Origin of the sequence: Actinomadura chokoriensis, from assembly GCF_041463665.1 — a bacterium.
GTDB lineage: Bacteria > Actinomycetota > Actinomycetes > Streptosporangiales > Streptosporangiaceae > Spirillospora > Spirillospora chokoriensis_A.
In genome coordinates this window covers 1-10,823 of record NZ_JAXCEJ010000003.1, presented here as the reverse complement: position 1 = coordinate 10,823, position 10,823 = coordinate 1, and the positions used below count along the sequence as shown (strand labels likewise).

The window sequence follows — 10,823 nt, the reverse complement described above, 5'->3', positions numbered from 1 at the left end:
GCCACGCCCCAGTCACCCGCTCCATGAGGAACGCTCCCACCCCGGGCCCGGGGTGGGAGCGTTCCTCATGGAGCGGGTCAGCGGATCCAGAGGTCGGGGCCGAACACCTCGTAGTGGATGCGCTCGTCGGAGACGCCCGCTTCGAGCAGGACGCGCCGGATCTCGCGCATGAACGGCAGCGGCCCGCACATGAACACGCGGGCCTTGTCGGGCAGCGGCAGCTCCGCCACGTCGATCCGGCCCGGCCGGACGTCCTCGCCGAGTTCGGCGTCGCCGGGGTCCTCGTACCAGGTCAGCTGCCGGAACCCGGTCATCCGCGCGCCCGCCCCGGCGATCTGTTCGCGCAGCGCGTGCGAGCGCGGGCTCCGGTCGGCGTGGACGGCGAGGACGGGGCGGTCCGGGGCCGTGACCGCCAGATGGTCGATGATCGCGGCGGCGGGGGTGATGCCGATGCCCGCGCTGATGACGACGAGCGGGTCCTCCGCCTCGTCCAGCACGACGTCGCCGAACGGGTGGGACAGCTCCAGCTCGTCGCCGACCGCGACCCGGTCGAACAGGTACGCCGAGACGGCGCCGTCCGGCGCGGCGTCCTCGCCGCGCACCCGCCGGACCGTGATCTGGATCGTGTCGCCCGCACCCCGCGACAGCGTGTACTGGCGGGGCTGGCGCAGGCCGCCCGGGAGCGTCACGGCGACGGAGACGTACTGGCCGGGACGGTGCGCGGGGACCTCCCCGCCGCCGGCGGGCGCCAGCACGAGGGAGATCACGTCCTGCGCCTCGTCCCGCCGCTCCACGACCCGCCACGGCAGGTACGGGACGGCCGGGTCGCAGCCGGCCTCCTGGTACAGCCGCGCCTCCTCGGCGATGAGCAGCGTCCCGAACAGCCAGTACACCTCGGACCAGGCCGCGTGCACCTCCGGCGTCACCGCGTCGCCGAGCACGTCGGCCACCGCGTTCATCAGGTGCCGCCCGACGATCGTGTACTGCTCGGGGCGGATGCCGAGCGAGGCGTGCTTGTGCGCGATGCGCGGGAGCATCTGCTGGAACCGCGTCCCGCCCTCGGGGTTCACCAGGTGCTCGGCGAACGCGGCCACCGAGCCGGCGAGCGCCTGCCGCTGCTCGCCGTTGGCCTGGTTGCCCTGGTTGAACACGTGCCGCAGTTCCGGGTGGGCGTCGAACATCGCGGAGTAGAAGCGGCCGGTGATCTCAACACCGTTGGCGCCGACGGCGGGCAGCGTGGCCCGCACGATGTCGGCGTGGTCGGACGAGAGCATCAGATGCCTTCCTGTGGGGGAGACGTCGCCGCGGACGACTCGGACCAACATGATCGTAGGCTCTTATTGGCGGGGCGCCAATAAGAGCCCGGTCCCGGCGCCGGTCACAGGCCGGGCGGCGGGCCGCCGGGAGGGATGCGGCGGCCGGTGACCCGCCAGAGCGGGACGCGGATGAAGTTGTCGCGCGGCCCCGGCGCCCACGGGCGCAACGGCAGCCGGGCCAGCCGCCCGGTCTCCGCCGGATCGGTCACCGCGCGGGCCTGCCCGACCACGGTCACCGACCAGCCCGTACGGGCGGCCGAGTCGAATGCGTCCACCTCGAACGCGACGATGGCGCCGCGCAGCGCGGCGTCGAACTTCGAGCCGGGGGCGGTGCGGATGATCACGGCGTCGCCCCCGTCCAGGACGAAGGTGACCGGCTGGATGGCGGGGAGCGCCTGATCGGTGTAGACCACGCGCCCCACCGGCGCGGACCGCAGCAGCGCCACGCACTCCTCGCGACCGAGGATCTCAAGGTCTTCTCCGACGGTTGTCATATCACCAGGGTTCCCGGTGCCGGGCGGGTGCCGGCAGAGGCGAACGTCCTGGTCAAGGCCGGGGCCCGGCGTCCTAGGTCCCGCCTTGGAACGGACCTTCGCCCCTCCCGGGCGGAAGCCTCCGGGCAGCGGGTCGAGGTGAGGAGCCGGCCGCGCACACCAGGGAGGGGGCGACCAGCGTCCGCCGTCGTCCAGGGGGGTGCTCACAGGGGAGCCGTCACGAGGCGGGAGCGGCCACCGGCCCGCCGATCCGGCGGCCGGTGACCAGCCCGGGCCGGATCCGGATGAAGTGGTCGCGCTCGCCGGGCGCCCAGCTGCGCAGCGGCAGGGCCTCCAGCGCGGCGGCGTCGCCGGGGTCGGCGACGTGCCGGGCGGGGCCGACCACCACCACCGACCAGCCCGTCCTCGCCGCCGTGTCGAACTCGTCGATCTCGAAGGCGACGATCGTGTCGGCGGCGGCCCTGGCCAGCCGCGACGTCCGCGACGTGCGGATCACGATGTCGCCGTCGCTGACGGCGAAGTTCACCGGCTGGACGGCCGGCAGCGCGTGATGGGTGAACACGATCCGGCCGATCGTCGCGCGCGACAGGAGGGTGCGGCACTGGTCCTCGTCGAGGATCTCCAGGCCGCTGTGGTCGAGCTGCATGCGTCCAGCGTGGATCGCCCGCGCGTCACGGCGTTAGGGACCAAGGTCCCGAATCCCGGGGTGGTGCCGGAACATACCGGTGCAGCCGGTAACGTCCCCATAAACCGATCAACGCCCGGTCCGCTCTGGAGGCTCTCGTGCTCGCCCTCACCACCGCCGACGTGCGCCTTTTCCTGCACGTGCTCGCCGCGACGATCTGGGTCGGCGGCCAGATCACGCTGGGCGCGCTCGTTCCGGCGCTGCGCGGCTACGAGGGCGTCACCAAGGTCGCGGCCCGCCGCTACAACATGGTCGCCTGGCCCGCGTTCGCCGTCCTGGTCCTCACCGGCGTCTGGAACCTCACCGCGGGCGAGCTGGGCGACGCCGCCCAGCGGACCCTCGAGGTGAAGCTCGTCTTCGTCCTGCTGTCGGGGGTCGCCGCGTTCCTGCACACCCGCGCCTCCTCCAAGGCCGGACTCGCCGTGTGGGGAGCGCTCGGCATGGTCGGCGCGCTCGCCGCGCTCTTCTTCGGCGTCCAGCTGGGCTGACCCCGCCGTCCGGCGGACGGTCACGCGCGGCGGGCGCCCGCCGCGCACCGCCCGGCGATCACCGCCAGGGCGTCCAGCAGCTCGGGCGGCCCGTCCACCTCGAAGTCGGCGCCGAGCATGAGGATGTTCAGGGCGAGCCGCTCGGGGGTGTCGCCGCTCGCGTGGACGACGCACGTGCCCTCCTCCAGCGGCTCCACGCGGACGGACGCGGGCACGAGCGCCGTTATCTCCGAGGCCGGCGCCCGGACGGTGACGCGGGCCCGGTGCCTGGCGAGGGCCGCCTCCACCCCGCGCGGCACGAGGTCGGCGGGAGGCGCCTCACGCGGCGTGAAACGCGGGCCGTCCGGGACGCGCGGGGCGAGCCGGTCGACGCGGAACGTGCGCCAGCCGTCGCGGTCGACGTCCCAGCCGACCAGATACCAGCGGCGGCCCGTGTGGACGAGCCGGTACGGCTCGACGTCCCGGACGGTCTCCGAGCCGTCGTGGCGCCGGTAGCCGAACCGCAGCCGCCGGTGGTCGCGGCACGCGGCGGCGACGGTCGCGAGCGTCTCCGCCGGCACGGTCGGCCCGGCCGGCGCCAGCGGCGTCGTGTACCCGTGCAGCGCGCCGACCCGGCGGCGGAGCCGGGACGGCAGCACCTGCTCCAGCTTGGCCAGGGCGCGCACGCTGATCTCCTCGATGCCGGCGACGGTGCCGCCGGCGGCGGTGCGCAGGCTGACCGCGACCGCCACGGCCTCCTCGTCGTCCAGCAGGAGGGGCGGCAGCGCGGCGCCCGCGCCGAGCCGGTAGCCGCCGGCGACACCGGGCGCCGCGTGCACCGGGTAGCCGAGCTCGCGCAGCTTGCCGATGTCGTAGCGGACGGTCCGGGGGCTGACGCCGAGGCGCTCGGCGAGTTCGGGGCCCGTCCAGTCGCGGTGGGTCTGCAGGAGCGACAGCAGCCGGAGCAGGCGGGCGGAGGCTTCGAGCATGGTCCGATTCTCCCCGCGATCGCGGCAAGGATCTTGCCGCATGGGACGAAAGCCTTCCCTCATGAGCGAAGACATCCGTCCTTTCCGCATCGAGATCCCGCAGGCCGACCTGGACGACCTCCGCGAGCGGCTCGCCCGGACCCGGCTGCCCGGCCAGGTCCCCGGCACCGGCGCCGAGCGCGGCGTCCCCGAGGACCGGCTCCGCGACCTCGTCGAGTACTGGGCCGCCGGCTACGACTGGCGCGTCCACGAGGCGCGGCTGAACGAGCACCCGCAGTTCGTCACGGACATCGAGGGCCAGCGCGTCCACTTCCTGCACGTCCGCTCACCCGAGCCGGACGCGACGCCGCTGCTCCTCACGCACGGCTGGCCCGGCTCGGTCGCCGAGTTCCTCGACGTGATCGGCCCGCTGACCGACCCGGGCGCCCACGGCGGCGACCCCGCCGACGCCTTCCACCTGGTCGTCCCGTCCCTGCCGGGCTTCGGGTTCTCCACCCCGCTCGCCGGAACCGGCTGGGACCTGCGGCGGATCGCCGGAGCCTGGGCGGAGCTGATGGAGCGGCTCGGCTACGACCGCTACGGCGCCCAGGGCGGCGACTACGGATCGGGCGTGTCCCGGGAGCTGGCCAGGCTCGTCCCCGACCGGCTGATCGGGGTGCACCTCAACTTCCTGCTCACGTTCGGCTCCCCGGAGGGACTCTCCGAAGCGGACCGGGAGCGCCTCGCCGGGCTGGAGCGGTTCACCTCCGACATGGGCGGCTACATGGCCATCCAGTCGACCCGCCCGCAGACCCTCGCCTACGGGCTGGCCGACTCCCCGGCCGGGCAGCTCGCGTGGATCGCCGAGAAGTTCACCGAATGGACCGAGGACGGCGTCGACCGCGACGCGCTCCTGACCGGGGTGACGCTCTACTGGCTGACCAACACGGCCGGCTCCTCGGCCCAGCTCTACTACGAGGCGTCCCGCACCTGGGGACGGGACGAGCCGACGCCGGTCCCGGTGGGGGTGGCCGTGTTCCCGTTCGAGGCGGCGCTGCCGGTGCGGGCGCTCGCCGAGCGCACCGAGAAGATCGTCCACTGGACTGAGTTCGACCGCGGCGGCCACTTCGCCGCGCTGGAGCAGCCCGCCCTTCTCGTGGCCGACATCCGGAAGTTCTTCCGCGAACTGACCACCGGGTAGATCGTCTAGGTTTGCCCCATGAGTGATTCCGTGGCGGTGGGGCTGGTCGGGGCCGGGCCCTGGGCGGGGATGGTGCACGCGCCCGCCCTGGCGGCGGGGCCGTCGACGCGGCTGGCGGGGGTGTGGGCGCGGCGTCCGGAGGCGTCCGCCGAACTGGCCGGCAGGCACGGCGCCCCTTCCTTCGAGCGGATCGAGGAGCTGTTCGACGCCTGCGAGGCCGTCGCGTTCTCCGTCCCGCCGGACGTGCAGGCCGGCCTCGCCGCCCGGGCGGCCCGCGCGGGCAAGGCCGTCCTGCTGGAAAAGCCCCTCGCCATGGATCTGGACGGCGCCCGCCGGGTCGCCGGAGCCATCGCCGACGCGGGCGTCGTCTCGCAGATGGTCCTCACGCTGCGCTACTCGCGCGCGGCGCGCGACTTCCTCGACCGGGTCGGCGACCTCGACCCGTTCGGCGGCTACGGCTCCTTCGTCTCCTCGGTGCTGAGCGGCGGGCCCTTCGCCACCCCGTGGCGCCTGGGGAAGGGCGCGCTGCTCGACCTCGGCCCGCACATCGTCGACCTGCTGGACGCCTCGCTCGGCCGCGTCACGGGCGTCCGCGCCCACGGCGACCCGCTGGGCTGGCTCGGCCTGACGCTGGAGCACGAGAGCGGCGCCGTCAGCCAGGCGTCCGTCTCGATGGCGGGGACAGGGGAACTGCCGCCCGCCCGCGTCGAGGTCTACGGGCGCCGGGGACACGCCGTGCTCGACTGGTCACAGCTGGGCGACGACGCGTTCGCGACGATGGTCGGGGAGTTCGCCGCGGCGGTGCGCGGCGGGCCGGGCCCGCGGCTGGACGCCGCGCACGGGCTGCGCATCCAGGAAGTCCTCGCCTCGGCCGAGGCGCAACTGACCAAGTGAGGCTGAACCCATGGCACGGACGATCGATGAGATCCTCGCCGACGCGCGCGGCAGGCTGGAACGGCTGGACCCCGACAAGGCCCACGCGGAGGCGCGCGAAGGCGCGATCCTGGTGGACATCCGCCCGGCCGCCCAGCGCGCGGAGGAGGGAGAGGTGCCCGGCGCGCTGGTCGTGGAGCGCAACGTCCTCGAATGGCGCTTCGACCCGGCCTCCGACGCCCGCCTGCCGCAGGCGACCGGCCACGACGTGCGCGTCATCGTGCTCTGCTCGGAGGGCTACACCTCCAGCCTCGCCGCCGCGTCCCTGCACGACCTCGGCCTGACCCGCGCGACCGACGTCGTGGGCGGGTTCAGGGCGTGGCGGGCCGGCGGACTCCCGACGACCGGGGGAGCGGACTGAAAGCGGGCGCGGGCGGCCGGTTTCCGCGCCGCCCGCCCGACCCGATCCGCCTATTTCGGCAGGCTGTATCGTACTCGCCTTAGCGGTCGGTTCCGCCTTTTTAGCGGAGTTCTCTAAAATGCGATTATCTTTGGCTCAGGGCCTTGATTTCCGCGTTCGCTCGGGTAGAAAAAAATGAAACTCTCCCGAGGAGGAACCCCCCGTGAAGGCTCCCACCCCCAGGCTGGCCGCGCCGCTGGCCGCCGCGTTCGCCGTGCTGGCCCTGACCGCGACCGGCGCGTCCGCCGCCACCACCACCATCCACGAGGAGACCGCCGCCGGAGCGCCCTACTCCGGCAACTGGCAGGTCTCGACCGTCGGGCCCCTCACCTTCTCCGTCGTCTACCTGGGCGCGACGGTGACCGGCTCCTGCACGAGCGCGACCCTGCGGGGCTCGGTCGCCTCCACCGGCGCCGGCGAACTCACCGCGGCCTCGATCGGCGCCTGCCAGACCTCCAACGGGCTCAGCTCGCCCGCGACCGACCTCGACCTGTCCCAGCTCCCCGACCGCAGCGGCCAGATCGCCTACGCCCCCGTGCCCGGCGGACGCGACGGTGTCCTGACCGTCAACGGCGGCCTCAGCTTCAAGCTGCAAGGCAACATCCTCGGCATCCCCATCACCTGCTACTACGGATTCCAGACCGGCGGCGTCCCCGGTCTCAGCTTCGACGTCTACAACCGCGACAACCCGAACCGCCCGCTCCCGGCCCTGGACGACGCGCAGGGCAAGTCCGACAACATCACCCTCGTGCGGCAGTCCGGAAGCAGCAGCCTCTGCCCGTCCAACGGCACCGGGAAGGGCGCCGGGATCGCCCGCGGGGAGAGCACGCCCGGCTCCGGCGTCTTCGACCGCAAGCTCTACCTGACCTCGTAGTGCGGAAAGCGGCCGGTCCCGAGGCGGTGCAAGGGAGTGATCGTCCACCTCGGGCCCGGCCGCCCTCACTCTGTCCTCGCGGTGCTGGGGTCGCCGTGTCGGAACGACCGGGGGCGTACGGCCGGATCCTTCTGGACGAAACGCGAGGAATTCGAGCGTAACTCCGCTGGTCATCACTATCTAATGACACGGTGCTTACAGTTGTTTCCCACCGGTGTCCAGACTCCGCCGTGGCAAAATCACCCGTTCCGTAATTCGCTGCCGGGGCATGACAGGACCTTCTTCAGGACGCTGTGCGGGCCAGGAACGCGCGGAGCAGGCCGATGCTGTGGTCGGGCGCCTCGCGGAACGTACCGTGGCCGGTGCCGGGCAGGATGTGCTCGTCGGCGTCCGCGAGGGCGGCGGCCAGGCGGCGGGCCGCCGAGACGGTCGCCACGGGGTCGTCCTCGCCGTTCATGATCAAGGTGGGGCAGGTGACCCGGTCCAGATGGGGCCAGGGATCGAACCGCGCTGCCAGGGTGTGGCGGAAATGCTCGACGACGTCCGGGTTCCAGCGGATCCGGGCGAGCCGGTCCGCCGCGTCTGGACGCCGCGAGTACAGGGGCAGGCAGACGCGCTCCCAGTCGTCCTGGACGTCCTCGCCGTCCCAGTAGCGGCGCGCGACGTCGCGGGCCTCCGCGCCGCCCAGCCGCTCGAACACCGCGAGGCGCTCCTCGGCCGGACCGGGCATGACGCTGTCCAGCACCAGACCGCGGACGCGTTCCGGGTGGCGGTGCGCCGCCGTCAGCGCCACCCAGCCGCCGCTGGACGTCCCGAGGAGCACCGGATCCTCGATGCCGACGGCGTCGCAGAAGTCGATGACGTCGTCCGCCCAGCGCTCCCACGTCCACGACGCGGGGTCGCCGACGTCCGACCGGCCGCTGCCGCGCTGGTCCAGGTAGACGACCTGCGCGAACTCGGCGGCCCGTCCCAGGACCGGCTTGAACAGCGAATGGTCGGCGCCGGGGCCGCCGTGCAGCGCCACGAGCACGGGGCGCTCCGCCATCGTGGCGCCGTCCGGGACGAGCCCGGCGCCCTCGACGTCGAAGTACAGACGCACGTCACCGATGTCGATCCGCATCGGGCCATTCTGCTCCGTGCGGGACAATGGGAGGCGTGAGAGCGGTGGCCATTTCCGACACCCACGCGCCCCGGCGCTGGAAGTCCTGCCCGCCGCGGGTGGCCGAGCACCTGCGCGGCGCGGACGTGATCCTCCACGCCGGCGACGTGTGCACGGCGTCCGTCCTGGACGAGCTGGCCGAGTACGCGCCGGTCCACGCCGTGCTCGGCAACAACGACGGGCCGGACGTCGCCGCCTGGGGCGTCCCCGAACGCCTCGAACTCGACCTGGACGGCCTCGCCGTCGCGATGGTCCACGACAGCGGCCAGGCCCGCGGCCGGACCGCCCGGATGCGCCGCTGGTTCCCCGCCGCCGACCTCGTGGTCTTCGGGCACTCGCACATCCCGTTCGACGAGACGGGCGACGGCGTCCGCGTCTTCAACCCCGGATCGCCGACCGACCGGCGCCGCCAGCCGCACGGGACCCTCGGCCTCCTCGACATCCGCGACGGCCGGCTCACCGCAGCGCAGATCGTCCCCGTCACCTGACGGGAGCCACCGGTCGGCCACCGCTGGCAGAGTCGGTGCCTGGTAGCCGCCGCCTACGGGCCCGCCTACCTCACGCACCTTCCATCGGGATCGGGGGCGGCCCTCGACTGGTTGCCGTACCGCATGGAATCGTCCCTATTGGAATGATTGCCAAGACGGAGGGAACCCGGCATGGCCGACCGCGTCACCGTGAACGTCCGAGAAGGGGTCGCCGACGTGCGGCTCAACCGGCCCGACAAGCTGAACGCCCTGGACGGGGGCATGTTCGACGCGCTCGCCGAGACGGGGGACGCGCTCGCCGCCGACCCGTCCGTCCGGGCCGTGGTCCTGTCGGGTGAGGGGCGCGCCTTCTGCGCGGGGCTCGACTTCACCAACTTCGCGGCCATGGCCGGCGATTCCGCCCACACCGAAGGCGGCTCACGGTTCGAACGGCTCGCGAAGGACATCACGGAACGCGAGCCGGGACGCATCACCAACCTCGGCCAGCAGGCCGTGCACGTGTGGCGGGAACTGCCGCAGCCCGTCATAGCCGCCGTCCACGGGCACGCCCTCGGCGGCGGACTCCAGATCGCGCTCGGCGCGGACATCCGCATCGTCGCCCCCGACGCGAGACTGTCCATCCTGGAGATCCGCTGGGGTCTCGTCCCCGACATGACCGGGACCGCCGCGCTGATCCGCCTCGTCGGCGAGGATGTCGCGAAGGAACTCACCTTCACCGGCCGCATGCTCTCCGGCGAGGACGCGGCCCGGATCGGCCTCGCCACCCGCACCGCCGACGATCCGCGCGCCGCCGCGACCGAGCTCGCCCGCGAGATCGCCGGCAACAGCCCCGACGCCGTGCGCGGCGCCAAGCGACTGCTCAACCGCGCATCGGACCACGACCTGGCGGGCCAGTTCCTCGAAGAGTCCCGCGCGCTCGACCGGCTGCGCGGCACCCCCAACCAGGTCGAGGCCGTCCGCGCCTACTTCGAGAAGCGCCCGCCCTCCTTCACCGACCCTGCCTGACGCGTCGCGCGGCGGCGTGCTGCTCTCCGGCCGGACGGCATGGGAGCAGCACGCCAAAGGTGAGGACGACCCCCGCTCGGTCGTTCCGTCGCCCGGAGCGAGGCGGCCGTCGCGGCCGCCGCCTCCGAGCTGCCAGGGCGTGAAGCGCGGGGAGAGAATCGCGAGCCCGGGCAGATCCGGCGACAGGTCGCTCGGCGGAGTCGCTGGTCGGCGACCGTCCGCGGCACCCGACGCGGGAGCATGTCGATTTGACGTGGCCGCTGGGACCACGTAAGTTAACCGCTCGTCCCCCTCACGGATGCAGGACGCCCGCATGGCGGCCGGCCGGGCGACGGGGAAACCATCAACGATCAAGCCGACGCGGCTTTGCCGTGCCCGCTGTGTCGTGGTGGCGTCGGAAAAGGCTTGGTTTTGACAATCGGGCCGGATCTGGTGAAATAGCTTCACCGCCCTGAAGGCGCCGCGCAAGCGGAATCGGACGGGTGTTATCGGAAAAAGCCGAAATTGACAGACCGGCCGGATCCGATAAAGTAAACCGAGTCGCCCCGGAGCGGGAAACGCGAAAGCGGATCCAGCGCGGTGGGTGTCCGTTTCTTGAGAACTCAACAGCGTGTTAAAAGCCAGTGCCTTTATCGGCTCGGCCCTTGTTGGGGTCGGGTCGCCCCGTGGCCGTCTTTCGGGATGGTCGGGGTTTCTTTGAGGCAATGCACGGCCCTTTTTGTGGGTTGTGTTTGCTGGGATTTTCTTCGAGGTTTGGCCGGCTGGGGTTCGCCCCCTGGTTGGTCGTTGAGGCCTTAATGGAGAGTTTGATCCTGGCTCAGGACGAACGCTGG

At 72.7% G+C, this 10,823-nt stretch carries 12 protein-coding genes; 7 read left to right on the top strand and 5 right to left on the bottom strand.

What is annotated here, in order from left to right:
* Window positions 1-77 precede the first annotated feature (77 nt).
* From SM418_RS06270 to SM418_RS06260, 3 genes are all read right to left on the bottom strand, one after another.
* Window positions 78-1,325 (bottom strand): globin domain-containing protein, encoded by a 1,248-nt coding sequence (locus SM418_RS06270; RefSeq protein WP_371939690.1) that lies wholly within the window; start codon window positions 1,323-1,325, stop codon window positions 78-80.
* A 53-nt stretch (window positions 1,326-1,378) separates the two neighbouring features.
* Window positions 1,379-1,810, bottom strand: coding sequence for a pyridoxamine 5'-phosphate oxidase family protein (locus SM418_RS06265; protein WP_371939689.1), 432 nt, complete (start codon window positions 1,808-1,810; stop codon window positions 1,379-1,381).
* Window positions 1,811-2,027: 217 nt separating this feature from the next.
* Window positions 2,028-2,456 carry a pyridoxamine 5'-phosphate oxidase family protein gene (locus SM418_RS06260; protein ID WP_371939688.1) on the bottom strand — a complete coding sequence of 143 codons (429 nt, stop codon included), beginning with the start codon at window positions 2,454-2,456 and terminating at the stop codon, window positions 2,028-2,030.
* A gap of 137 nt (window positions 2,457-2,593) precedes the next feature.
* Here SM418_RS06260 and SM418_RS06255 point away from each other — a divergent pair, with 137 nt between their 5' ends.
* On the top strand, window positions 2,594-2,983 hold the full coding sequence (locus SM418_RS06255; protein WP_371939687.1) for a hypothetical protein: 390 nt from the start codon (window positions 2,594-2,596) through the stop codon (window positions 2,981-2,983).
* Window positions 2,984-3,003: 20 nt separating this feature from the next.
* Here the strand turns inward: SM418_RS06255 and SM418_RS06250 are convergent, their stop codons facing one another.
* A complete protein-coding gene (locus SM418_RS06250) occupies window positions 3,004-3,951 on the bottom strand; it encodes a helix-turn-helix transcriptional regulator (RefSeq protein WP_371939686.1) in 948 nt (315 codons plus the stop codon).
* A gap of 61 nt (window positions 3,952-4,012) precedes the next feature.
* Between SM418_RS06250 and SM418_RS06245 the strand changes: the two genes are divergently transcribed.
* The 4 genes from SM418_RS06245 (at window position 4,013) to SM418_RS06230 (ending at window position 7,338) form a co-directional block, all read left to right on the top strand.
* Window positions 4,013-5,131, top strand: a complete 1,119-nt coding sequence (locus tag SM418_RS06245; RefSeq protein WP_371939685.1) for an epoxide hydrolase family protein — start codon at window positions 4,013-4,015, stop codon at window positions 5,129-5,131.
* Window positions 5,132-5,149: 18 nt separating this feature from the next.
* A complete protein-coding gene (locus SM418_RS06240; RefSeq protein ID WP_371939684.1) occupies window positions 5,150-6,025 on the top strand; it encodes a Gfo/Idh/MocA family protein in 876 nt (291 codons plus the stop codon).
* Window positions 6,026-6,035: 10 nt separating this feature from the next.
* Entirely contained in the window at window positions 6,036-6,425 is a 390-nt protein-coding gene (locus SM418_RS06235) for a rhodanese-like domain-containing protein (protein ID WP_371939683.1), read from the top strand.
* 202 nt (window positions 6,426-6,627) lie between these two features.
* A complete protein-coding gene (locus tag SM418_RS06230; RefSeq protein ID WP_371939682.1) occupies window positions 6,628-7,338 on the top strand; it encodes a hypothetical protein in 711 nt (236 codons plus the stop codon).
* Window positions 7,339-7,621: 283 nt separating this feature from the next.
* On the opposite strand, the gene SM418_RS06225 is transcribed toward SM418_RS06230, so the two are convergent.
* Window positions 7,622-8,458, bottom strand: coding sequence for an alpha/beta fold hydrolase (locus tag SM418_RS06225; protein ID WP_371939681.1), 837 nt, complete (start codon window positions 8,456-8,458; stop codon window positions 7,622-7,624).
* Between the two features lie 26 nt (window positions 8,459-8,484).
* Between SM418_RS06225 and SM418_RS06220 the strand changes: the two genes are divergently transcribed.
* Together SM418_RS06220 and SM418_RS06215 are read left to right on the top strand one after the other, a co-directional pair.
* A complete protein-coding gene (locus SM418_RS06220) occupies window positions 8,485-8,985 on the top strand; it encodes a metallophosphoesterase family protein (protein ID WP_371939680.1) in 501 nt (166 codons plus the stop codon).
* A 171-nt stretch (window positions 8,986-9,156) separates the two neighbouring features.
* Window positions 9,157-9,990, top strand: a complete 834-nt coding sequence (locus tag SM418_RS06215) for a crotonase/enoyl-CoA hydratase family protein (RefSeq protein ID WP_371939679.1) — start codon at window positions 9,157-9,159, stop codon at window positions 9,988-9,990.
* The last annotated feature ends 833 nt before the right edge of the window (window positions 9,991-10,823 follow it).